Here is a 22,431-nt window from a genome sequence, read left to right on the forward strand (position 1 = left end):
GTCGTTATCCTGCACGATCGAAGGCCGATCGCCAACTTAACCCTCTCGATTGTCGATCCCGGATTGTTCGGGAACCTGGAGTCAGTCTCGCAACGTGATCCACACCGGAGCGTGATCGCTTGCGCCGTCGACGCCGCGGACGTCGCGGTCGATGCCTGCACCACTCAGTCGGCGTGCGAGCTTCCGGCTCAGGAGAACATGGTCGAGACGCAGCCCGGCGTCGCGCTGCCAGCGGTTCCGGCGGTAGTCCCAGAATGTGAAAAGTTGCTCTTCCGGATATATCGCGCGCAGCGCGTCTAGCCAGCCCTGGTCGAGAAGGTGCCGGAAGGCGGCGCGGCTTTCGGGTTGGACGAGGGCGTTGTCGTCGTAGGAGCGGGTCGGGTAGATGTCGCGCGGCTCGGGCACCACGTTGTAGTCGCCGGCGAGCACGACCGGCAGACCGGTCGCCAGCAGTTCGGAAGCATGCAACCTCAGGCGTTCGTGCCAGGCCAGTTTGTAGTCGAATTTCGGTCCGGGTTGCGGATTGCCGTTCGGGGCGTAGAGCGAGGCGATCAGAACGCCGTTCACGGCCGCTTCGATGTATCGGCTTTGCGCGTCGGACGGATCGCCGGGCAACTCGGCCCGGGTCAGGATCGGCTCGCTGTCGCGCGCCAGGATCGCAACGCCGTTCCAGGCCGCCTGTCCGCGCCAGACGGCACCGTAGCCGGCTCCCTCGATCGCTTCCCTCGGAATTTGGGTGTCCGTTGCCTTGAGTTCCTGCAGGCAGACGACATCCGGTTCGGCTGTTGCGAGCCAGGCGAGCAGGTTTTCGAGCCGCCGGTTGATACCGTTGATGTTGAAGGTCGCGATCTTCATGCGCTCAGCGCACCAGCCGGCCGGTCCAGGCGGCAACTGTTTCAGCCACCGTCTTCAGATGATCGGCGGCGGAAAAACCGGATACGCTCTTGCGCGGTTTGAGGTCATGGTCGCCGTCCTCGAGCCACAAGATCTCGATCGCACCGGAGAGCGTGTAGCCGGCAACTTCCTCGCGCGTGCCGAACTCGTCGCGTGTCCCCTGGCAGATCAAGGTCGGCGTCTTCAAGTCGGCGAGATGCTTCGTACGAAGCTGCTCCGGCTTGGCTGGCGGATGAAACGGGTAACCGAGACAGACCAGCCCGGCGATTTTGCCGCCCGAGCGAAGCTCGTCGGCGATCATGCTCGCGACCCGCCCTCCCATCGACTTGCCGCCGATGACGAGCGGGCCGGTCGCGCCAAGCGCGTCAATGGCGGCCTCATATTCGGGCTTCAACGTCTCGGCCCGGGGCGGGGGCTTGCGGCCTTCCGAGGTCCGACGAGCCGCCATGTAACCGAACTCGAAGCGGGCGACGCGAAAGCCGGCGGCGGCAAGCGCCTTCGCAGTCGCGGTCATGGAGGCCGAGTCCATCGGTGCGCCGGCGCCGTGCGCGAGCAGAATGGTGACGGGGGCATCGTCCGGTCCGTCGAACAGAAATTTTTCGCCCATCTCAGCCGGCCGTCCTTGGAAGGAGATGGAGGTCGACGAACTGCACGCCGCGTTCGGCAGCCCGTGCCCATTCGGAATGCGTGTCGAGTTCGAGATAGCGCCTCCACCAGCGTCGCGCCTCGGCGAGATTGTCCGCGTCGAATTCGAGTTTCGCCAGGTTGAAGACAGCGTCCGCATAGTCGCCGTCGAGTTCGATGGCTTTCTTGAGGTACCGGCGGGCAGCATCGATCCGTCCGCGTTCGTTCATGAGCCCGGCAAGGTTAAACCAGGCCTCGACGAAGCTCGGGTCGAGCTTGACCGCGCGTATATAATCATGCGCCGCTTCCACCTGCCGGCCCGCTGCCTTCAGGCAGTTCGCGCGGTTGAATGCGGCGACGGAGTCCGTCGGATCGATGGCGAGGCAACGTTGATAGTAGGCCGCCGCTTCCTCGTAAAAGCCGTCCTCCTCCGCAGCTTCCGCCCGGGCGAAAAGCTCTTCAAGCTCCGCATCGGTGGACGCTCCAAGGTCGAACAGCAACTGCCCGTCGAGTTCGCTGAGGCCCTCGGAGAGGCGAGCGTAGATCGTGTCCGCCCCTTCGTGATGGAGCGAGAGCGCGGTGAGCGCCGCTACGGATCCGGAGCGATGAACCGATCGCGCGATCGCACTCCAGGCGGCGCCGCTTTCGATCAGGCCGGCATATTTCCGGGCGAGGATCAGGTCCCGGAAAGAATAGGGTTCGCTGTCGTGCTCGAAGGCGTCGAACAGCGAAAGAAGGTCGAAGGTACGTGCTGCAAGCCGCGACTGATCGAGCAGCGACTGCCGCGTCAAGGCCGATGCTTTCGGCGCCGTCATCAGTCCCAGCAGCCGAAGAAAGCCGTTCTCGCTGAGAGGAAGTCTGTTCTGGTGTATCTCCGAGTCGAACCGTGTTTCGATTTCCGCCTCGCTCGCCCTTGAAAGCAGGCTGCGGCCGAAGACGAGGTGCGAGGTCTGGCGCGTGATGCCGCGCCTCAAATGGCCGAACTGACGCTCAACCTCGCGCGCCGCCAATCGGCGGGGAAACGCGGCAAGTGCGCCGACGATGCCGAAAGTCTTGCGCGCAACCGCCATCAGACTTTTTTCTTGGCCGCCGGCTTGCCGCTGGTCGTTGCCGCCTTCGCGGTCCGCTTGGCCGCCGGCTTGCTCTTGGCCGGCGGTTTCGATTGCGAGAGGCTCGCCTTCAGCGCATCCATGAGATTGATGACGTTGCCACGCTCGGGCGCCGCCGCGATGATAGGCTTGTGGCCCTTGAGCTTCTCGCGGATCATCTGCATCAGCGCGATCTCGTAGCGATCCTCGTAGTTCTTCGGATCGAAAGTCGTCAGCTTCTGCTCGATGAGCGCTTCCGCCAGCTGCAGCATTTCAGGATCCGGGTTTCCGACCGGAATATTGCCGAAATACTCTGCCGTGCCGCGCACCTCGTTCGGGTTCCTGAGCGTGCACACGAACATGCCGCTCTCGCGCGGACCGATGGTGATCACCCGTTCTCGGCTGGAGAGCACGAGGCGTGCGATCGCAATCTTGCCAGTCTTGCGCAGAGCCTCGCGCAGCACGATGAAGGTTTCCTCGGCCATCGCGCCGTCCGGTGCCAAATAATAGGGCGCATCCTGGTAGATGACATCCACCGATCCTTCGTCGACGAAGGCCTCGATGTTCATTGTGTGGTTGGATTCGATCTTGACGCTTTCGAGATCAGCGTCCTCGATAATGATGTATTTCTTGTCCTCGTATTCGTAGCCCTTCACCAGGTCGGAACGTTCGACCAGCCCCAGCTCCGGATCCACCGGCTTCATGTTGATCCGGTTGTGGGTGTCCTTGTGAAGCTGATTGAAGCTGATGCGCTCGCTTGAACTGGTGGCTGGGTAGAGCCTGACGGGACAACTTACGAGACTGAGTCTGAGATAACCTTTCCAACTTGCCCTGGGGGCCATGATCGTCTCCTGCGCGGCAACACGAACTACTTCCCCGCCTCGGACAACAGCGGCAGATCCCTCGCGAAAGCATCTATTTCCGCCCATGGATCGCCGGACGTGACCAGGAGGTCAGGCAGCGAAGAATAGTTCAAATCCTCCGGGGCGTCGATAGATTCGAGATCGCCCCAGCTTACCGGGGTTGAAGCCGGCAGATTCGTTCTCGCGCGAAGAGAGTAGGGGGCCGCAGCGGTGTGGCCGCGCGCATTGCGGTGGAAGTCGATGAAGATGCGCTTCACGCGCTTGTCCTTGCCCATAGTCGTCGTAAAAACCTCGGGCGCGGTTGCGGCCAAGCGTGTGGCAATAGCGCTTGTTGCCTGATGCACCTTTTTCCAGTTGTGCTTCGGCGCGATCGGCACGACCACGTGGACGCCCTTGCCACCCGATGTCTTGACGAAGGGAACAAGATCGAGCGCCTCGAGCTCGCCGCGGATGTGGACCGCGGCCTCGACCACCTCGCGCCAGGTGATGCCTTCGCCGGGGTCGAGGTCGAAGACGACGCGGTCGGCCTTTTCAAGCTGCTTGCGAACGGTACCCCAAGTGTGAAATTCGACCACGCCGAACTGCGCTAGCGCAAGATATCCCTTGGCGTCCTCGACGGAGAGGTAGGATTTCGTTTCGCCTTCCGAGTTGATTGATTGAAAGGTTTCCACCGAATTGGGCATGCCGGTGAAAGGATGGCGCTGGAAAAAGCAATCCTGCGGTTTTCCGGTCGGACAGCGTACCAGCGAGACCGGGCGGCCGAGAATATGCGGCAGCATGAAATCGCCGACGAGCGCGTAGTAGACCGCGATGTCGAGCTTGGTCGGTCCGGACCTGCCGAAGAGCCGGCGTGTCGGATTGGTGATCGAGATGCTGGCGAGATCGGCATCCGAAATCAGCCGCTTTCGTTGCGGTGTGGCGGGCGTCGACAGTTCGACTTCGCGAAGCCCCTTGAATACGGCATGGCGGAGCAGATTGTCCGCGGTGCGGTTGCCATAGTGGATATGCGCCCACAACACGGGCCGGACCCAGACGATCTCTTTGGGCGCGCCGTCGAGCTTCGCCGCACCGGCGCGCAGCGGCTCCAGCCGCGCGAGCAAGTCTTGCGCCGTGTGCGCGTCGAAGCCGGTTCCGACCTTGCCGCGATACTGCAGTTCGCCCTCGACCCATTCGCCGAGCGCAAGCGCGGCAAGTCCCTCCGCCGCCTCGGAGGTGGTGTATCCGGCGATCACGAAGTCGTCCGGCTGCAGCGCCTTGGTCTTGGTCCAGGTTTTCGACCGGCCGCTCTGGTACGGCGCCGAGGCACGCTTGGAGACGATGCCTTCAAGCCCCAGTTCCGAAGCCTGGTCGTAAAGCGCTCGCCCGTCGCCAGGGACATGATCGCTGAACTGGATGGCCGAGCGCGCCGAGACGTGTGTGGACAGCAATTGCGCCAGCAGCGCCTTGCGCCTTTCGAGCGGAACGGCCAGGAGATTCCACCCATCGAGGTGCAGTAGATCAAAGGCATAGAATACGAGTTTGTTGCCTGCGCCACCCGAAAGAGCCTCCTGCAACAGGCTGAAGCGGCTGATTCCCCTGTCGTCCGGAACGACGATTTCGCCGTCGAGGACGGCATCACGGCATGGCAGCCGCCTGAAGGCCTCCGGCAGGTCGCCGTAACGCTTCGTCCAGTCGAGGCCGCCACGGGTGATAAGACGCACCTCGCCGTCAGAGACGTGCGCCATCGTGCGGTAGCCGTCGAACTTGATTTCGTGCAACCAGTCGCCACCCTGTGGAGCGCTGCCGGGCGGTCGGTCGACAGCGGTCGCGAGCTGCGGTTCGATGCGGGTCGGCGCTGCGCCCTTTATGGCACCGGGAAGTGCGCCGGGATTGAGCTTGACCGGTTTGGCCAGCGGTTTCGGCTTCTCCACCAGTTCCTCGATCCGCCGTCCGGATTTGACGCTTTCCGGGCGAGCGGCGAGGATATCGATGGCGGCGTCGGCGGCGAGGTCGCGTTCCTTGAACAGGAGCCAGTTTCGCTGGTCTTCCTCGCCGGGCTTGGGTTTCAACCGCGCCAGCATCCAGCCACCACTGAGCTTTTCGCCGGCGAGGCGGAACTTGAAGGCTCCCGTCCGCAAGCTCTTCTCGATGTCGTCCATCGGCGCCCACACGCCCGTGTCCCAGACGATCATCGGGCCGCCGCCATACTCGCCCTCGGGGATGACGCCCTCGAAGTCGATATACTCCAGCGGGTGATCCTCCGTCTCGACTGCGAGCCGTTTGTCCGCCGGGTTGAGCGATGGCCCCTTCGGAACGGCCCAGCTCTTGAGCACGTTCCCCACCTGCAGCCTCAGGTCGTAGTGGTCGGCGGTCGCATGGTGCTTGTGGACAACAAAGCGGTTGCCGCTCTCGCCGGCAAGGCTGCCGGGCGGCTCCGACGTTTTCGAAAAGTCCCTTTTCTTGCGATAGACCTGTAGCTTCGATGTCGCCATGTCCCTACGCTATGGCTTATGCGGCGAGCCCGCAATATGACGTTGAAGTCAACGCGGAAAGGCGTGTTGAACATTAGGAAGGGGAGGGCAGAGATGGGAGAAAACCATCGCTGGTTGAATGTACCGGCAAGCTGGGAAGGCGACGAAAGGGCGCTGTCGCTCAAGACGGACGGCAATACGGATTTCTGGCGTGAGACCTTCTATGGGTTCGTCCGGGACAGCGGCCACGCCTATCTCCGATCGGTTTCCGGCGACTTCACCGCCTGCGCCACGATCACGGGCGCCTACGAGCAACTCTACGACCAGGCCGGGCTGATGTTGCGGCTCGACGAGGAGAACTGGATCAAGTGCGGCATCGAATATACCGATGGGCTGATGCATTTCAGCGTCGTCGTCACGCGCGGCGTTTCGGACTGGTCGGTGATCCCTCTCCATGACGCGACGCCTTCCGACGCGATCGAGGTGCGGCTGACGCGCCATGGCGACGCGGTCCGGGTGCAGTTCCGCTTCGGCGATGCGCCCTGGCAGATGGCGCGACTTTGCCCGTTTTCAGCGGCGGATGCCGAGATCGGTGTCATGGCCTGCTCTCCGGAGCGCGCAGGCTTTGAGGCAGGCTTTCGCGACTTCACGGTCGGTCCGGCGATTCTCCGCGCGCTGCACGAGGATTGACGGCTGTGAAGAGCATCGCGTGAATGCGAATGCACTTTATCTCTTTTTCTCGGGCATGCCGTGGTGCCCAAACCTCCGCGCGCTTCGACATGCGCTGGAGCATCCCGGTTTCAAACGGAATCATTGAAAGCGGATAAGAGCGTCCTTGTGCGTTCGTTTGAACGCACGGCGCTCTACGCGATCGCGCGCGGTGTCAGACTGGTCGGCCGGCAGGATTCGCGGATCATCAGGCGCCCCTGCAGCACGAGCCGGCGCGGCGTCGCCGGACTCTTGCCTGAAAGACGGTCGAGAATGAGCTGTGCCGCCTGCTCACCGATCGCCTGAACCGGCTGGGCGATCGTCGTCAGATGCGGTTGGAAAACATCCGCCCAGGGGAAATCGTCGAAGCTTGCGACGGACACGTCTTCCGGGCACTTGAGGCCGATATCGCGGATCGCCTTCATCACGCCGATGACCATCAGGTTGTTTGCGGAGAAGATCGCAGTCGGTCTCTCGGCGCTCGCGAGCAGTTGCATCGTAGCCTTGTAGGCGTCCTTTTCGCGGAAGTTGCCGATCCGCACGAGGCGGTCCTCGTAAGGTAGCTTCGCCGCTTCCAATGCGGCCTTGTAGCCCGCCAGGCGCTCTCGTCCCGTCGACGTATCGAGCGAGCCTGAAATATAGCCGATGCGGCGATGGCCGAGGCCGAGCATATAGAGGGTCGCATCCTGAACCGCACGGCGGTTATCGAGCACGACGGCATCGGTATCGACCCCGTCCAAGAGCCTGTCGATCAAAACCGTCGGCAGATTGGCGCCGGCAATAATGCGCTTCAGCGTCTCGTCGTCTCCCGCGGGCGCGATGATCAGGCCGTCCACGCTTCGATCGATCAAGAGCTCGATCTGTTCGTCCTGCATCTCGACGTCCTCGTCGTTGCAGCAGAGCATCACCGCGTAGCCGGCGCGATGGAGGACATCCTGGATCACCGCCACGACGTCGGTGAAGAACGGGTTCGTGATGTCGGCCACCATCAGGCCGACCGTACGCGTGATGCCGAGCTTGAGACTGCGGGCGATCGCATTGCGCTTGTAGCCGATGACCTGGATCGCCTCTTCGATGCGGGCGCGCAGTTCGGGGCTGACGGGAGCGGACCCGTTGATCACCGCAGAAACCGTGGCCACCGAGACGCTCGCGGCCTTCGCGACGTCGAGCATCGTGGGTGCGGTGGATTTTCGTAAACGGCGGCGCTGCATCTTTGATCAAAACGTTTCGAAATTCGATTGGAAAAACCTTATGTGAGCCGGTGAATTTGTGCAATAGCGGGCGTCGACTCGGTTTCCTGGCCGCTTGACACACTCGAAACGTTTAGAATAGGCTGCGAAAGACATGCGAAATGATCGTCGGATATCGGTGGTGGGGAGGCCGCCAATGTCATGCGCGATGATAATGCAATCTCGCCTCATCCTGATCCGCACAGCGATCACCGGCGCGTCGTTCTGACCGCCGAAGGCGTTTCCAAGTCCTTCGGGGGTGTTGCTGCGCTCAAGGATGTGCGCTTCGATCTGCGCGCCGGCGAGATCCATGCCCTCATGGGCGAAAACGGCGCCGGCAAATCGACGCTGATGAAGATCCTTTCCGGCGTCTATGCGGATTATGACGGCCTCGTGCGTGTCGATGGCGCGCCGGTGCGCTTCTCGACAGTCAGGGATGCAGAGGCGGCCGGGATCGCCATCATCCATCAGGAGCTCAATCTCGTGCCGGAGCTCCGTGTCGCCGACAACATCTTTCTCGGCCGCGAACGCGTGATCGCCGGCCTCTTCGTCGATCGCAAGGCAAGCCTCGATGCGTCGCGCGTGCTGCTGCGTCGTCTTGGCATCGAACTTGATCCCGAAGCGCGCGTCGGTCAGCTCCGGGTCGGCGAGCAGCAGCTTGTCGAGATTGCCAAGGCGCTCTCGCTTGAGGCGCGCATTCTCATCATGGACGAGCCGACCTCTGCGCTTTCGCCCGGCGAGTGCGAGCGGCTCTTCAAGATCATGCGGCAGCTCGCCGCCGATGGCGTCGGCATCATCTATATTTCCCATCGCATCGACGAAGTGATGCACTTGAGCGACCGCATCACCGTCTTTCGCGATGGTCGCCATGTCTGGACCCGGCCGAGGGCTGAACTCGACGAAGACAAGGTCATCGCCGCCATGGTCGGGCGCAGCCTGCTCGACGCGCAGCGGATCGACCGATCGACGCGGGGCGACCCGGTGTTGTCGGTGCGTGGCCTCTCGCTTTCGACGTCCAGCCGGCATGGCTGGCGCGATGTGCTGAAGGGTGTGAGCTTCGACGTGCGCGCCGGCGAAATCCTCGGCATCGGCGGGCTGCTCGGTGCCGGGCGCACCGAAATCCTGGAGACGATCTTCGGTTCGAGCGATGGTCGGCGCGGCGGCGAGGTCAGCCTCGATGGCACGCCGGTCGACATCCGCTCTCCGCTCGATGCCCGCCGCCTCGGCATCGCGCTGGTGACGGAAGACCGGAAAACCCAAGGGCTGCATCTCCACGACTCGATCACGGACAACGTGGCTCTGCCGCTGGTCGGTCGGCTGGCGCGTTTCGGTTTGCGGTCGTTCGATGCCGAGGGTGCGCTGAGCAGGAAGGCTGTCCAGACGCTCGGCGTGCGCTGCGGCAGCATCGACCAGATCGCCGGGACCCTCTCGGGCGGAAATCAGCAGAAGGTGGTGATCGGCAAATGGCTTGCCACCGGGCCGCGCGTGCTTCTGCTCGACGAGCCGACGCGCGGCATCGACGTCGGCGCGAAGCGCGAGATCTACGACCTTATCTTCGCGCTCGCGGGGGAGGGGCTGGCGATCGTGGTGGTTAGCTCCGAATTGCCGGAGCTGCTGCATCTTGCCGACCGGATCCTGGTGATGGCGGAGGGCCGTCAGACGGGCCTTATTTCCCGGGAGGAGGCGAACGAGGAGCGCCTCATGCAGCTCGCCGCGCCGCGGGGCGGTGCGCTTGGAAGGGCCGTTGCATGACATTCTTAAGACTTTTATCGCAGACGAAACTCTATTGGGGCCTGATCGCCATCTTCCTGATCGGCGTTCTCTCCTCGCCGGTGACCTCGTCGGGCAGAAACATCTTTCTTTCTTCCGGCAACCTTCTCGACGTGCTGCGGCAAGTTTCGACGACGGGTCTTGTCGCCACCGGCATGACGGCTGTCATTCTCACGGGCGGAATAGATCTCTCCGTCGGTTCGCTGATGGCGATCTGCAGCGTCGTTTGCGCCATGCTTTTGACCGTACCCGGCGAAACGCCTGCCGTTTTCCTGGGGATCCCGGCTGTCGGATTGGCGTCGCTTCTTATCGGTGCGGTCGTCGTTCGCTTCATTTTCGTCAATATCGAAAAGACGCGAAGCGGCATCGCCAATATCCGGGACGTGCACCTCGATCGTATGCGCGGCACGCTGCTGCCCGCCGTCGGCGGTGTCATTCTATGCGCCCTCGTCTTGAGCTTCCTGCTGCCGCAGGTGCAGACAAAGTTCGGCGTGCTCGGGGTGCTTCTGGTCGCGTCAGCGGTAGGCTTGCTCTTCGGGGCGATCAATGGCGCGATCATCGTTGTCGGCAGGCTGCAGCCGTTCATCGTCACTCTGGCGATGATGGTGACGGCACTTGGCATCGCCCGGCTGACCGCCGGCCAGAACAATGCGGTACTGCCCGTTTATACCGGGAGCAACGCCACCGCGGATTTCGACGTGCTTCGCCAGCTCGTCTTCGGCATCGTACCGATGCCGGGCATCTTCTTCATCGCCGCGATCATCCTTTACAGCGTCGTTCTGCGCTTCACGCCCTTCGGCCGCTACGTCTATGCGATCGGGGGCAACGAGGAGGCGGCGCGGCTCTCCGGCATCAATGCCGGGCGGGTAAAGATCGTCACCTACGCGATCTCAGGGCTGCTCGCCGGCATCGCCGCGGTTCTCTACGTGGCACAGTATCGGCAAGGCAAGCCGGATGCCGGGGCGGGGCTGGAGCTCGACGCGATCGCGGCTGTGGTGATCGGCGGCACAAGTCTCATGGGCGGGCGCGGAAGTCTCGCCGGTACGTTCTGCGGCGTTCTGATCTTCGGTCTGCTCTCCAATATCCTGCAGCTCCACAACATCAACTCCAATCTTCAGCTGGTGCTGAAGGGCGTGATCATCATCGGCACGGTGCTCGTCCAGGAGCGCAACGCCTACGATGTGCTCGCCCATTTGCGGCTGACAAGCCGCCGCCCGGCGCAGCGGGAAACGGCCGCGGAGGAGCGGGCGTCAAGAGAGACCTTGTCTCTAACCATGGGAGGAAAGGAAGAATGAAACGTCGTGACATCATGAGACTGGCGGCCTTTGCGGCCGTTCTGGCTGCCACCACCGCCCTCTTGCCGGGCAAGGATGCGCTGGCGCAGGACAAGAAGTGGCGCATCGGCTTCAGCCAGGCGACCACCATCGAGCCGTGGCGCGCGCAGTTCAACAAGGACATCATCGCCGAAGCGGCGAAACATCCGGAAGTCGAGCTCATCGTCACGGACGGCGAGGACAAGACGGAGAAACAGGTCGCCGACGTCGAGAACCTGATCCGTCAGGAAGTCAATGCGCTGCTCATCTCGCCGAAGGAATCGGCCGGTCTGACCGGCGTTGTTCAGCAGGCGATCGACGCGAAGATCCCCGTCTTCGTCCTTGACCGCAACGTCGAGACCGACCAGTACACCCAGTTCGTCGGCGGCGACAACAAGCTGATCGGCCGGGCGGCGGGCGAATATGCGGTCGAGCTTCTCGGCGGCAAGGGCAAGGCTCAGGGCAATGTCGTCGAGATCTGGGGTGGCATGGGCACGCAGCCGGCGCATGATCGGCACGATGGCTTCCACGAATTTACCGACAAGGAACCGGGCATCAAGAACCTGCTCGACCAGCAGTCCGGCGATTGGAAGCAGGACCAAGCCTATAACATCATGGCGACGGCGCTCCGCAACAACGAAAAGATCGACCTCGTCTACGGCCACAACGACCCGATGGCCTACGGCGCCTATCTGGCGGCGAAGGACGCCGGCCGTGAGAAGGATATCAAGTTCATCGGCATTGACGCCTTGCCGGGTGAAGGCGTGACCTGGGTCAATAACGGCGAACTCACAGCGACCTTCCTCTATGCGACGCCCGGTGCCGAAGGGCTCCGTCAGGCGATCAAGTTCCTGAACGGGGAAAAGGTCGAGAAGACCGTGACGCTCGACACGATGAGGGTCACCAAGGAGAACGCTGGCCAGATCATGAAGGACAACGGCCTGTAATCCCTTTGCGCCCGTGCGACCTCAATCTCCCCCCTTGTGTGGGGAGGATGCCCGGCAGGGTGGGGGTGCCACCCAGGGGCCTTTCGAATGGCTGCATGTCTTCAATCGGTTCCGACCGAGGGAAGCATGCGGCAGCGGGCGGCGGGAGATGGACGAGGGGCACCCGCCGCCCCCTTTATCGCATCATCGCGAGCGCGGCGGCAAAGAAATCGTCGCCGCCGAAATTACCCGACTTCAGGGCGAGAAGCATGTCGCCCTGGGGATTGCCGACCGTTCGCAGCACCGGCACGCCCGGCGCGATTTCCGGACCGATCAGGAACGCCGGAATGGCAAGCTTGTCCACCGCCGCACCGGAGGTTTCCCCGCCAGCGACGACGAGCCGCCGGGCGCCTCGTGCCACCAGTTCGGCGGCGATCGCCGAGGTGGCGGCCTCGATTGCGCGCCCCGATATTTCGCGCCCATAGCGCGATTGAAGTTCGGAAACGGCCTCCGGCGTGGTGCTGGCGGCAATGATGATTGGCCCTGCCTCCATTCTCGCCTCCGCCCAGGAAAGTGCGGCTGAGATTTCGTCCGGCGCGGCGGTGAGCAAGCGTTCGGGATCGAGCCTCAGGACCGGCATTGCCTGTTCGGCGATGGCAAGCTGGCGAAGGGTGGCGTTGGAGCAACTGCCGGCGATGACGGCTGCATGCCCGCCGACGGGGCGGATGGCATCGGCCGTGCCGCTGACCCTCGACGGGACACGACCGGACCGCACAAGTGCGCGTGCCAGACCGAGACCGAGGCCGGAGGCGCCGCTCGACACCGGCGTTCGAAGCGTCACCTCGCCGAGGGTCTCCAGGTCGCGGTCGAAGACTGCATCGGCGATCGCCGCGCTGGCGCCGTCGGCGCGCAGGGCATCGAGCCGCGCCTTCACCGCATCGGGTCCGGCCGCCACGGCCGACAGGTCGATGAGGCCGATCGCGCCACGCGACTGGCGGGCCATGACCCGGACGAGATTGGCGTCGTGCATAGGATTAAGCGGATGATCCTTGAGCGGGCTTTCGTCGAGCGGCTGGCCGTTGACGAAAAGGTGACCGAGATAGACGGTGCGCCCGGTTTCCGGAAAAGCAGGGGTGACGAGCACGATACCGCCGCCCGCAAGCTCCGCGAGCGCCTCCGTCACCGGGCCGATATTGCCCTTGTCGGTCGAATCGAAGGTCGAGCAGATCTTGTAAAGCACGTGCATCGCTCCACGCCCGCGCAGCCAGCGTTCGGCCGTGCCCGCGGCGGCCACGGCCTCACCGGCCGCAACCGAGCGGATCTTCAGCGAAACGACCACCGCGTCGACATCGGGCAACGGCAGCGACGGATCGGGAATACCGACCGTCTGCACCGTGCGGAGCCCGTTCTTTGTCAGGGTATTGGCGAGGTCCGAGGCGCCGGTGTAGTCGTCAGCGATCGATCCGAGCAGTATGGTCATCGGTCAGCTCCGGGCAAAAGGCTTGAACCAGTCGAGGCCGTCGAGCGTCCGGCCACGCGGAATATATTCGCAACCGACCAATCCATCATATCCGAGGCGGTCGATTTCCTCGAAGAGATATGGATAGTTCAGCTCTTCGTTGTCGGGTTCATGGCGGGAAGGGACGCTCGCGATCTGGATGTGGCCGATCATGGGCAACAGGCGACGGAGCGCCATGACGATGTCGCCATGCAGGATCTGGCGGTGATAGATATCGAACTGAAGCTTGAGGTTCGTGAGGCCGAGTTCGGCAATAAGGCGCTCGGCCGCGCCAAAGTCGTTGAGGAAGTAGCCCGGCATGTTTCGTCCGTTGATCGGCTCGATAAGCAGATCGATGCCGCTTTCCGCGAGCCGTTCGGCCGCGTAAACGATGGAGCGCCGATAGGAGGATGCGGCTTCCGGGTCGGACGGGTCGGCGAGGCCGGCCATCAGATGCAGCCGCTTGGCCCCCGTCGCCGCTGCGTAGTCGAGCGCCCGTTCGACATCCGATTTCAACGCATCGAAGCGGCCGGGGAGGGCGGCAGTGCCCCGTTCGCCAGCGGCCCAGTCGCCCGGCGGTAGGTTGAAGAGCGCCTGCTCGAGCCTGTTGCGGGCAAGTCGTTCGCCGATCGCCTCGGGCGGCGCCTCATAGGGGAAGAGATATTCGACGGCCGTGAAGCCGGCCGCCGCTGCGGCCTCGAACCGGTCGAGGAAAGCCCACTCGGTGAACATCATCGTCAGATTGGCGGCGAAAACGGGCATGGCGTCGTCCTTATGCTTTGTGCGGCTCTTTGTTTTGGCCGGGCAATTCAGCGCCCGAAAGCTGCGCGTAAAGCCGCGCGAGCGAGGAATCGTCGTCGCGCCCCATGCCGGCGCCGGACGCGGCGAGATACATCTGCAGTGCAGCCGCCGCCAACGGCGCCGGATAGCGTTCGGCGCGCGCCATGTCCTGGACGATGCCGAGGTCCTTGATGAAAATCTCAATCGCGCTGAGGGGTGTGTAATCGCCCGCGAGCACATGCGGTATCCGGTTTTCGAACATCCAGGAATTGCCGGCTGAAGCGGTGATCACCTCGTAGACCTTCGTGAGATCGAGCCCCTGCTTGGCAGCGAAGCTTATCGCCTCGCAGGCCGCCGCGATGTGTACGCCGGCAAGAAGCTGGTTGATCATCTTGACGGCTGCGCCGGTGCCGGCGGTATTACCCAGCTCGTAGACCTTGGCGGCCATGGCATCGAGCGCAGGACGCGCCGCGGCGAAAGCTTGCTCCGACCCGGACGCCATGATCGTCAACTCGCCCTTCGCCGCCTTTGCGGCGCCGCCGGAGATCGGCGCATCGAGATAGTGGAGACCGAGCGCTTCGACCTGCTCCGACAGGCTGCGCGCGACCGCCGGATCCATGGTTGCCGAAGAGACAAATACGGCGCCGGGCTTCATCGCCGCCGCGACCCCGTCCGGGCCGAACAGCACGGCCTCGGTCTGAACGGCGTTCACGACGACGGAGACAACGATGCCGGCATCCCGGACGGCCTCTCTTGGCGTCCCCGCGCCGCGGCCGCCTTCCGCCACGAAGCGCTGCACGGTGGGCTGCACAAGGTCGTATCCGGTGACGTCGAGGCCGGCGCGTTTCATCGACTGGGCCATTCCAAACCCCATCGAGCCGAGGCCGATTACGGCTACCGTCTCGTGTCCCGGATTTTCAACATGCGCTGACATAGCGGTATGCTCCAGTCTTGTGTGGTCGAGGTGACCCCTCCGGTCGCCGTGGCCGGAGGGAGGCGTTTTTAACGGTTGGCCATCTTGGCCGGAACCGTCAGCACGGCGAGCGCGCCGACAACGAGAACGGCGGCGAGGAAATACATGCCTGCGCTATTGCTGCCGGTGAAGTCCTTCAGATAGCCGACCATAAACGGTCCAAGGAATCCGGCAAGATTGCCGACCGAGTTGATCCAGGCGATACCAGCTGCAGCACCGGTGCCGGCGAGGAAGGCCGTCGGAAGCGACCAGAAGAGCGGCGCGCAACTGATGGCGCCGGCGGCGGCGAGCGAGAGGCAGATGATGGCGACCGCCGTGCTCGTCGCCATCGTCGCTGCGACGAAGCCGCCTGCGGCGATGATGGCCGGGACAACCAGATGCCAGCGCCGTTCACGCAACCTATCCGAGGAGCGCCCGAGCACCAGCATGGCTATGAAGGTGCAGACATAGGGAATCGCAGAAAAGAGGCCGATCTGCAGATTGCCTGTCACGCCGGAGGCCTTCACCATCGTCGGCATCCAGAAATTCAGGCCGTATTGCCCGAGCACGAAGCAGAAGTAGATCAGGCACATCAGCCAGACGCGAGGGTCGGTCATCGTTCCGACGATCCCGTGCGGGCTCTCTGCCTTGGCCCGGTTCTCGGCCTTGATGTTGACGGACAGCACGTGTTTTTCCTCGTCCGTGAGCCAGTTGGCATCGACGATGTTGTCATCGAGATAGAAGAAAGTGACGACGCCAAGCACGACCGCAGGGACGGCTTCTATCAGGAACATCCATTGCCAGCCGGAAAGACCATGGCTTCCATGGAAGCTGTCAATGATGAGGCCGGAGAGCGGATTGCCGAATATGGCCGAGATCGGGATTGCGGACATGAAGGTCGCAATGATCTTGGCGCGGCGGTGCGCCGGATACCACGACGTCAGGTAGAGAATGATACCGGGGAAGAACCCGGCCTCGGCGATGCCCAGCAGGAAGCGCAGGACGTAGAACACCGTTTCCGACGAGGTGAACATGAAGGCGGCGGAGATGATGCCCCAGGTGATCATGATGCGGGCGATCCAGATACGCGCGCCGACCTTGTTGAGGATGACGTTGCTCGGCACCTCGAAGAGAAAATATCCGATGAAGAAGATGCCGGCGCCGACCCCGTAGGCCGCTTCCGACAGGCCGAGTTCGCTCGACATCTGCAGCTTGGCGAAGCCGACATTGACGCGGTCGAGATAGGCGACCACGTAGCACAGCATCAGGAAGGGAACGATCCTCCAGAAGACCTTGGCATAGGCGCGATCCTCGACCGCCCGTTCCATGTAAGCGCCTTCGGCCGGCGCTTGCGTTTGCAGCGTCATGATTTCCTCCTCAAGGTTGTCGGGACCCGTTCTCCCTCCCCGACGTGGCTCTGCCGAAATTGGCAGCGCTGCCATTCGCATTGCTAATCCATTTTGGCAGCGCTGCCAATCAAAAAATGGTAGCGCTGCCAAAATTTGTTGTTATTGAATCGGATGGCAAACCTCAGGGCCGGCTGGCATCGACGTCTTGAGGTGACGGCAGACTGTCAGGAGCACGCGAAGGTGACTTTGGAATTCAGGCAGCACCCGGCGGTGACCCTTGCCGAGGTCGCGGAAGCAGCGGGCGTCGGCGAGAGCACGGTGTCGCGGGTGCTTCGCAATCATGGCTCCTTTTCCCGCGAGACCAGAGACCGGGTGATGGAGGCGGTCGAACGGCTCGGCTATGTGCCGAACCGGATCGCCGGGACGCTCGCTTCCGCCGGGTCGCGCCTTGTGGCCTTTGTAATTCCCTCGCTGTCCAACATCGTCTTTCCGGATGTGCTGCGCGGCGCGAGCAGCGTTTTGGAAGCAAATCAGCATCAGGCCGTCTTTTCCGTCACCGACTACGACGCGGAACGGGAGGAGGCGCTTGTCGCCGCGATGCTCGCCTGGCGGCCGACGGCAGTCATGCTTGCAGGCTTCGAGCATACCGAGGGCACGGTGAGGAGGCTGCACGCGAGCGGCTGCCGGGTGGTCGAAATGCTGGATCTCGACGGAGCGGCGCTGGATCTGGCTGTTGGTTTCTCGAACCGTTCAGCCGGGTGCACAAGCGCCGATTTCCTGGTGAAGCGCGGTTATCGCCGGATCGGGTATGTCGGGCACGATCTCACGCGCGACACCCGCGCCCGCAAGCGCTTTGACGGCTTCTGCGAGGCGCTCGGCTCGGCCGGCTTTGCGCTCGTCGACCGCGAAATTTGCACCGGCGCATCGTCGGTGGAAAGCGGACGGCTCGGGCTGGAGCGCCTGCTTGCCAGAAAGCCGGATCTCGATGCGGTCTATTTTTCAAACGACGACATGGCGCTGGGCGGCTATTTCCACTGTCTGGCACATGGGATTTCGGTTCCCTCGAAACTGGCGGTCTTCGGGTACAACGGTCTCGATATCGGCCGGGTCACACCACAGCCGCTCTCGACAATTCGCACACCCCGCGTCGAGACGGGGCGGGTGGCGGCTGAACTTGTCGTGACGGATGCACCGCCGCAGGTCGTCGATCTCGGATTCGAATTGATCGAAGGGGCGACCGCCTGACAGGAAAGGGATTGCAAATGTCCGAGAACCGTCTGCGTGAGGAAATCTGCCGATATGGGCGATCGCTTTTCGAGCGGGGCCTGACACCCGGCTCTTCGGGCAATATATCGCTGAGGCTTGACGACGGTGGCTGGCTGGTGACGCCGACCAATGCCTCGCTTGGCTTCCTCGATCCCGCGCGCATCTCTCGGCTCGGCGCCGCGGGGCAACTCATCTCGGGTGACAAGCCGACCAAGGAAATTCCGCTTCACTCGGCCCTCTACGAAACGCGCGGCAGTGCCCGTGCGATTGTCCATCTTCATTCCACCCACGCCGTAGCGCTCACGATGCTGCCGGAGATCGATCCTCGTGCCGCTCTGCCGCCGATGACGCCCTATTACCTGATGCGGGCCGGTGAAACCGCCCTCGTTCCCTACTATCGTCCCGGCGACCCGGCGGTTGCCGAAGCGATCCGTGGGCTTGCGGGCAAGTACTCATCGGTGCTGCTCGCCAATCACGGCCCGGTCGTGGCAGGCGACAGCGTCGAGGCGGCCGTGTTTGCCACCGAGGAACTGGAGGAAACCGCGAAGCTCTATCTGCTGCTGCGCAATCTCAACCCACGCTATCTCAGCCCGCAGCAGGTGGATGACCTTGCGAAAACCTTCGGGCTCGACCTCCCATCCCGTAGCGATCATCAAGGGCACGATCACGGCTGAACCTACTGGCGAAACAGTGTGTTAGCCGCGTAGGGGGGCTGGGTTTCCCCGCGTTTTTTCCTTCGGAAAACGTCTCGCAATCCGCGTGCGCCGCACAAGATGTTTGCGCATTTTTGATGCGCTGCGGCGATGAACTGCCCTTGACCGCCTCCTCCTTTGCGGGATCTATTTGCATCACTGATCCGGTGGACCAACCAGTGGATCAGTTGGAGGTGCGCCGCAGTGAATGGCAGTCCCATACTCACGCAAATGCCGAAGATCGGGCGGAGCCTCGAACGCCGCACCGCGCGTGAGGTGATTGCCGACAAGCTGATGGTTCTCGTTGCGACCAACATGCTGCACCCGGGCGACGAGCTTCCGGGCGAGCGCGAGCTCGCCAATGTGCTCCATGTCAGCCGGGAGACGGTGCGCGGCGCCATCCAAACACTTGCGGCGCGTGGCATCATCGAGGTTTCCCAGGGCAGCCGCAGCCGGGTCGCCAATGTCGACCTCAGCGACGTCACCGTCACGATCGCCTCGCCGAACGCCATCGACAGCTACGACCTCGAGGCGGTTCATGCCGCGAGGCTGCATATCGAGCTGAAGGTCGTGGGTGATGCCGCCGAAAACATCGATGAGGATACGCTCAGCAAGCTGGAGAGCCTGCTCGAAGCGCAGCGGCTCGGCGGCGACGATGCCATGCGATTCCTGATCTGCGATCGCGAGTTCCATGTGGCGATCTATCGGGCTTGCGGCAATCCGCTGCTCTCCGACTTCGTCACCGACCTCTACACCTACATGATGAATTACCGGCGCAGCGCCATGTCGCGGCCCGGGGCGATAGCCGCCAGCTACAAGGATCACAGCGAGATCGTGGCTGCGCTCGCGCGGCGTGACCGCGAAGCCGTCGTCGCGGCGTTTCGCCATCATCTCATGCGAATCTACGAGACGACGAAGGAACTGCTCGCCGAGCACGGGCGAGCGGAAAAGCCGGTAGGCAAGGGTGGAAAGACACGCTGAACCCGGGAATCCCGGGCCGAACACGGAGGTTCGCCGCGAATGCATGTCATGGTCATAGGTGCAGCCGGAATGATCGGCCGCAAGCTGGTCGAGAAACTCGCCGCAGAGCCGGATGCCCTCGGCTACGAGATCACCCGGCTCACGTTGGTAGACGTGGTCGAGGCACCGGTGCCGGCGACACTTTCCGCGACTTCGACCGCGTCAGCGCTCGATCTGTCGTCCGAAGGCGGCGCAGAACGGCTCATCGCGTCACGGCCGGATGTCATCTTCCATCTGGCGGCGATCGTTTCCGGCGAGGCGGAGGCCGACTTCGACAAGGGCTACCGCGTCAATCTCGACGGCACGCGTTCGCTCTTCGAGGCGATCCGCCGGGAGGGGCAACACGAACCCTATTTTCCGCGCCTCCTCTTCGCCTCGTCGATCGCCGTCTTCGGCCAGCCGTTCCCGGAAAAGATCGGGGACGAATTCTTCACGACGCCGCTGACGAGCTACGGCACGCAGAAGGCCATCTGCGAATTGCTGCTCGCCGATTATACGCGCCGGGGCATCTTCGACGGCATCGGCATCCGCCTGCCGACCATCTGCATTCGGCCCGGCAAGCCCAATAAGGCCGCGTCCGGCTTCTTCTCGAACATTCTGCGCGAGCCGCTGGTCGGTAAGGAGGCGGTATTGCCGGTGGACGAGAATGTCCGCCACTGGTTCGCAAGCCCGCGCTCCGCGGTCGGTTTCTTCGTCCACGCAGCACGCATGGATACGAACCAGATCGGGCCTCGGCGCAACCTGACCATGCCGGGCCTGTCGGCACTGGTGGGCGAGGAAATCGCCGCGCTCGGCCGGGTTGCCGGCGAGAAGGCCGTGCGCCTCATCCGCCGCGAACCGGATCCTGTCATTGCCTCGATCGTCTCCGGCTGGGCCACGGATTTTGACGCCCGCCGAGCGCGCGAACTCGGATTTGCAGCGGAAAGCAATTTCGACGAGATCATCCGGATCCACATCGAGGACGAGCTCGGAGGAAATATCTGACATGACGCAAGCGAAAAGATCGGGCGAAGGAAAGATCGCGCTCGTGACGGGCGGCGGCACCGGCGTCGGTCGCGGGATCGCCAAGGCCTTGAGCGCCGAGGGCTACAGCCTTGTCATCACCGGCCGCCGGCCCGACGTGCTTGAGGGCGCGGCCGACGAAATCGCGCGGGAGACCGGCGGCACTGTGCGGGCGATCACCTGCGACGTCGGCAATCCGGCTGAGGTCGTGGCGCTGTTCGGGGCAATCCGCGATGACTTCGGTCGGCTCGATTTACTTGTCAACAATGCCGGCACCAATGTGCCGCCGGTTCCCTTGGAAGAGGTGACCTTTGAGCAGTGGAGCACGATCGTCGCTGCGAACCTCACGGGCGCATTCCTCTGCACACAGCACGCCTTCCGGCTGATGAAATCCCAAAACCCGCGCGGCGGACGGATCATCAACAACGGCTCCATTTCCGCGACGACGCCGAGGCCGAATTCCGCCCCCTACACCGCGACCAAACACGCGATCACGGGGCTGACGAAATCGACAGCACTTGACGGGCGCGCGCACGACATCGCCTGCGGCCAGATCGACATCGGCAACGCGGCGACCGACATGACTGAGAAGATGAGCAGCGGCGTGCTGCAGGCCAATGGCGAGATCGCGCCCGAACCGACCATTCCGGTCGCGCACATCGCAGAAGCCGTCGTCTACATGGCGAGCCTGCCGCTGACGGCCAACGTGCTCACCATGACGGTCATGGCGACGAAGATGCCGCTGGTCGGACGCGGATAGGAGAATTCCAAAAGGTCGGTTGCGGACGGACAGGGGGATAACCGGACGCAAGCGACCAGCATGGGCAGATATTGGGAGGAACGCATATGGCAGCCGTGGACTTCGTCGATGTCAGGAAATCGTTCGGTGCCGTTCCCGTCATCAAGGGCGTGAACATCGAAATCGAGGACGGTGAGTTCGTCATCCTCGTCGGCCCTTCCGGCTGCGGAAAATCCACGCTGCTGCGGATGCTGGCGGGACTTGAAAACATCTCCGCGGGTGAAATCCGCATTGGCAATCGTGTGGTGAATGCGCTGCCGCCGAAAGAGCGCGACATTGCCATGGTGTTCCAGAACTATGCGCTCTATCCGCATATGACGGTCGCCGACAACATGGCCTTCTCGCTGATGCTCGCCGGCTCGCCCAAGGCGGATATCGACAAGCGCGTCGGCGCGGCAGCGGAAATCCTCGGCCTGTCCAAGCTGCTCGACCGCTATCCGCGCCAGCTCTCCGGCGGCCAGCGCCAGCGCGTCGCCATGGGCCGGGCGATCGTGCGCGACCCTCAGGTGTTTCTCTTCGACGAGCCGCTGTCGAACCTCGATGCGAAGCTGCGCGTAGCCATGCGCGCCGAGATCAAGGAACTGCATCAGCGCCTCAAGACCACCACCGTCTATGTCACCCACGACCAGATCGAAGCGATGACCATGGCCGACAAGATCGTCGTGATGCATGACGGCATCGTCGAGCAGATCGGCGCGCCGCTCGATCTCTACGATAACCCTGCCAATCTGTTCGTCGCCGGCTTCATCGGCTCGCCGGCGATGAACATGATCAAGGGCAGGCTCGATCCGGCCAATGGCAATGCATTCGTGACAGAGGATGGCACGGCGCTGCCGGTGGCGCGCGCGGCCACGGCAGCCAACGGACGGGAACTGGTCTACGGGCTTCGGCCCGAATACATGGCCTTGGATCCGAACGGACTGCCCGCCGAGATCGCGGTGATAGAGCCGACTGGCTACGAGACGCAGATGATCGTCCGGCTCGGAGGCAGCGATGTCACCTGTGTTTTCCGCGAAAGAGTGAATGCGAAGCCGGGCGACACGATCCGCCTGTCGATCGATGCCGCCCATGTTCACCTGTTCGACGCCGAGAGCGGACGACGATTGTTCGATTGATGCCGCACGGAGAGGCCGCCGAGGGAAAGAGGAGCCTTCGGCAACCTTCGCGCGGAGATGTCCGGCAGGGGCCGGGCATCATTGCCGCCGCAT

At 63.2% G+C, this 22,431-nt stretch carries 20 protein-coding genes; 10 read left to right on the forward strand and 10 right to left on the reverse strand.

The annotated features are described in order from the left end of the window. Window positions 1-81: 81 nt before the first annotated feature. The 5 genes from RB548_RS26465 to ligD are packed head-to-tail and all read right to left on the reverse strand — an operon-like array spanning window position 82 to window position 5,940. Entirely contained in the window at window positions 82-855 is a 774-nt protein-coding gene (locus RB548_RS26465; RefSeq protein ID WP_331376731.1) for an exodeoxyribonuclease III, read from the reverse strand. A gap of 4 nt (window positions 856-859) precedes the next feature. Further along, window positions 860-1,501 (reverse strand): alpha/beta hydrolase family protein, encoded by a 642-nt coding sequence (locus tag RB548_RS26470; RefSeq protein ID WP_331376732.1) that lies wholly within the window; start codon window positions 1,499-1,501, stop codon window positions 860-862. A gap of 1 nt (window position 1,502) precedes the next feature. Then, complete coding sequence (locus RB548_RS26475) at window positions 1,503-2,588, reverse strand: tetratricopeptide repeat protein (RefSeq protein WP_331376733.1); 1,086 nt, start codon at window positions 2,586-2,588, stop codon at window positions 1,503-1,505. Next, window positions 2,588-3,448: a non-homologous end joining protein Ku gene (gene ku / locus RB548_RS26480; protein WP_331376734.1), complete on the reverse strand. Its 861-nt coding sequence runs from the start codon at window positions 3,446-3,448 to the stop codon at window positions 2,588-2,590. Before ku ends, RB548_RS26475 begins: the two co-directional genes overlap by 1 nt. 26 nt (window positions 3,449-3,474) lie before the next feature. Continuing rightward, window positions 3,475-5,940 (reverse strand): DNA ligase D, encoded by a 2,466-nt coding sequence (ligD, locus tag RB548_RS26485; RefSeq protein WP_331376735.1) that lies wholly within the window; start codon window positions 5,938-5,940, stop codon window positions 3,475-3,477. A 93-nt stretch (window positions 5,941-6,033) separates the two neighbouring features. Between ligD and RB548_RS26490 the strand changes: the two genes are divergently transcribed. Continuing rightward, entirely contained in the window at window positions 6,034-6,609 is a 576-nt protein-coding gene (locus RB548_RS26490; RefSeq protein WP_331376736.1) for a DUF1349 domain-containing protein, read from the forward strand. Window positions 6,610-6,782: 173 nt separating this feature from the next. Here RB548_RS26490 and RB548_RS26495 read toward each other — a convergent pair whose 3' ends face one another. After that, complete coding sequence (locus tag RB548_RS26495; RefSeq protein ID WP_331376737.1) at window positions 6,783-7,799, reverse strand: LacI family DNA-binding transcriptional regulator; 1,017 nt, start codon at window positions 7,797-7,799, stop codon at window positions 6,783-6,785. A 219-nt stretch (window positions 7,800-8,018) separates the two neighbouring features. On the opposite strand from RB548_RS26495, the gene RB548_RS26500 reads away from it, so the two are divergent. From RB548_RS26500 to RB548_RS26510, 3 genes are read left to right on the forward strand one after another with little or no spacing between them, the layout of a single operon-like run. Further along, window positions 8,019-9,608: a sugar ABC transporter ATP-binding protein gene (locus tag RB548_RS26500; protein WP_331376738.1), complete on the forward strand. Its 1,590-nt coding sequence runs from the start codon at window positions 8,019-8,021 to the stop codon at window positions 9,606-9,608. Further along, complete coding sequence (locus RB548_RS26505) at window positions 9,605-10,921, forward strand: ABC transporter permease (RefSeq protein ID WP_331376739.1); 1,317 nt, start codon at window positions 9,605-9,607, stop codon at window positions 10,919-10,921. Before RB548_RS26500 ends, RB548_RS26505 begins: the two co-directional genes overlap by 4 nt. After that, complete coding sequence (locus RB548_RS26510) at window positions 10,918-11,886, forward strand: substrate-binding domain-containing protein (protein ID WP_331376740.1); 969 nt, start codon at window positions 10,918-10,920, stop codon at window positions 11,884-11,886. The genes RB548_RS26505 and RB548_RS26510 overlap by 4 nt, the downstream gene beginning before the upstream one ends. Window positions 11,887-12,061: 175 nt before the next feature. Here RB548_RS26510 and otnK read toward each other — a convergent pair whose 3' ends face one another. The 4 genes from otnK to RB548_RS26530 all read right to left on the reverse strand — a co-directional run bounded on the left by otnK (window position 12,062) and on the right by RB548_RS26530 (window position 16,462). Next, complete coding sequence (gene otnK, locus RB548_RS26515) at window positions 12,062-13,345, reverse strand: 3-oxo-tetronate kinase (RefSeq protein WP_331376741.1); 1,284 nt, start codon at window positions 13,343-13,345, stop codon at window positions 12,062-12,064. Window positions 13,346-13,348: 3 nt separating this feature from the next. Next, window positions 13,349-14,125 carry a 2-oxo-tetronate isomerase gene (gene otnI / locus RB548_RS26520; RefSeq protein ID WP_331376742.1) on the reverse strand — a complete coding sequence of 259 codons (777 nt, stop codon included), beginning with the start codon at window positions 14,123-14,125 and terminating at the stop codon, window positions 13,349-13,351. 10 nt (window positions 14,126-14,135) lie between these two features. After that, window positions 14,136-15,077 carry an L-threonate dehydrogenase gene (gene ltnD / locus RB548_RS26525; RefSeq protein WP_331376743.1) on the reverse strand — a complete coding sequence of 314 codons (942 nt, stop codon included), beginning with the start codon at window positions 15,075-15,077 and terminating at the stop codon, window positions 14,136-14,138. 68 nt (window positions 15,078-15,145) lie between these two features. Next, window positions 15,146-16,462, reverse strand: a complete 1,317-nt coding sequence (locus RB548_RS26530) for an MFS transporter (protein ID WP_331376744.1) — start codon at window positions 16,460-16,462, stop codon at window positions 15,146-15,148. 228 nt (window positions 16,463-16,690) lie between these two features. Between RB548_RS26530 and RB548_RS26535 the strand changes: the two genes are divergently transcribed. The 6 genes from RB548_RS26535 to RB548_RS26560 all read left to right on the forward strand — a co-directional run bounded on the left by RB548_RS26535 (window position 16,691) and on the right by RB548_RS26560 (window position 22,338). Further along, window positions 16,691-17,689 (forward strand): LacI family DNA-binding transcriptional regulator, encoded by a 999-nt coding sequence (locus RB548_RS26535; RefSeq protein WP_331377104.1) that lies wholly within the window; start codon window positions 16,691-16,693, stop codon window positions 17,687-17,689. A gap of 17 nt (window positions 17,690-17,706) precedes the next feature. Next, entirely contained in the window at window positions 17,707-18,384 is a 678-nt protein-coding gene (otnC, locus tag RB548_RS26540) for a 3-oxo-tetronate 4-phosphate decarboxylase (protein ID WP_331376745.1), read from the forward strand. Between the two features lie 222 nt (window positions 18,385-18,606). After that, entirely contained in the window at window positions 18,607-19,383 is a 777-nt protein-coding gene (locus RB548_RS26545) for a FadR/GntR family transcriptional regulator (protein ID WP_331376746.1), read from the forward strand. A gap of 39 nt (window positions 19,384-19,422) precedes the next feature. Next, complete coding sequence (denD, locus tag RB548_RS26550; RefSeq protein WP_331376747.1) at window positions 19,423-20,406, forward strand: D-erythronate dehydrogenase; 984 nt, start codon at window positions 19,423-19,425, stop codon at window positions 20,404-20,406. A gap of 1 nt (window position 20,407) precedes the next feature. After that, complete coding sequence (locus RB548_RS26555; RefSeq protein WP_331376748.1) at window positions 20,408-21,184, forward strand: SDR family oxidoreductase; 777 nt, start codon at window positions 20,408-20,410, stop codon at window positions 21,182-21,184. Window positions 21,185-21,270: 86 nt separating this feature from the next. Beyond that, complete coding sequence (locus RB548_RS26560) at window positions 21,271-22,338, forward strand: ABC transporter ATP-binding protein (RefSeq protein WP_331376749.1); 1,068 nt, start codon at window positions 21,271-21,273, stop codon at window positions 22,336-22,338. The last annotated feature ends 93 nt before the right edge of the window (window positions 22,339-22,431 follow it).

This window comes from Sinorhizobium chiapasense (assembly GCF_036488675.1).
GTDB classification, from domain to species: domain Bacteria; phylum Pseudomonadota; class Alphaproteobacteria; order Rhizobiales; family Rhizobiaceae; genus Sinorhizobium; species Sinorhizobium chiapasense.

What these genes read in the sequence shown, in the direction of transcription:
- RB548_RS26465 (WP_331376731.1), bottom strand. Translation starts at nt 855, where the DNA reads ATGAAGATCGCGACCTTCAACATCAACGGTATCAACCGGCGGCTCGAA.
- RB548_RS26470 (WP_331376732.1), bottom strand. Translation starts at nt 1,501, where the DNA reads ATGGGCGAAAAATTTCTGTTCGACGGACCGGACGATGCCCCCGTCACC.
- RB548_RS26475 (WP_331376733.1), bottom strand. Translation starts at nt 2,588, where the DNA reads ATGGCGGTTGCGCGCAAGACTTTCGGCATCGTCGGCGCACTTGCCGCG.
- ku (WP_331376734.1), bottom strand. Translation starts at nt 3,448, where the DNA reads ATGGCCCCCAGGGCAAGTTGGAAAGGTTATCTCAGACTCAGTCTCGTA.
- ligD (WP_331376735.1), bottom strand. Translation starts at nt 5,940, where the DNA reads ATGGCGACATCGAAGCTACAGGTCTATCGCAAGAAAAGGGACTTTTCG.
- RB548_RS26490 (WP_331376736.1), top strand. Translation starts at nt 6,034, where the DNA reads ATGGGAGAAAACCATCGCTGGTTGAATGTACCGGCAAGCTGGGAAGGC.
- RB548_RS26495 (WP_331376737.1), bottom strand. Translation starts at nt 7,799, where the DNA reads ATGCTCGACGTCGCGAAGGCCGCGAGCGTCTCGGTGGCCACGGTTTCT.
- RB548_RS26500 (WP_331376738.1), top strand. Translation starts at nt 8,019, where the DNA reads ATGCGCGATGATAATGCAATCTCGCCTCATCCTGATCCGCACAGCGAT.
- RB548_RS26505 (WP_331376739.1), top strand. Translation starts at nt 9,605, where the DNA reads ATGACATTCTTAAGACTTTTATCGCAGACGAAACTCTATTGGGGCCTG.
- RB548_RS26510 (WP_331376740.1), top strand. Translation starts at nt 10,918, where the DNA reads ATGAAACGTCGTGACATCATGAGACTGGCGGCCTTTGCGGCCGTTCTG.
- otnK (WP_331376741.1), bottom strand. Translation starts at nt 13,345, where the DNA reads ATGACCATACTGCTCGGATCGATCGCTGACGACTACACCGGCGCCTCG.
- otnI (WP_331376742.1), bottom strand. Translation starts at nt 14,125, where the DNA reads ATGCCCGTTTTCGCCGCCAATCTGACGATGATGTTCACCGAGTGGGCT.
- ltnD (WP_331376743.1), bottom strand. Translation starts at nt 15,077, where the DNA reads ATGTCAGCGCATGTTGAAAATCCGGGACACGAGACGGTAGCCGTAATC.
- RB548_RS26530 (WP_331376744.1), bottom strand. Translation starts at nt 16,462, where the DNA reads ATGACGCTGCAAACGCAAGCGCCGGCCGAAGGCGCTTACATGGAACGG.
- otnC (WP_331376745.1), top strand. Translation starts at nt 17,707, where the DNA reads ATGTCCGAGAACCGTCTGCGTGAGGAAATCTGCCGATATGGGCGATCG.
- denD (WP_331376747.1), top strand. Translation starts at nt 19,423, where the DNA reads ATGCATGTCATGGTCATAGGTGCAGCCGGAATGATCGGCCGCAAGCTG.
- RB548_RS26555 (WP_331376748.1), top strand. Translation starts at nt 20,408, where the DNA reads ATGACGCAAGCGAAAAGATCGGGCGAAGGAAAGATCGCGCTCGTGACG.
- RB548_RS26560 (WP_331376749.1), top strand. Translation starts at nt 21,271, where the DNA reads ATGGCAGCCGTGGACTTCGTCGATGTCAGGAAATCGTTCGGTGCCGTT.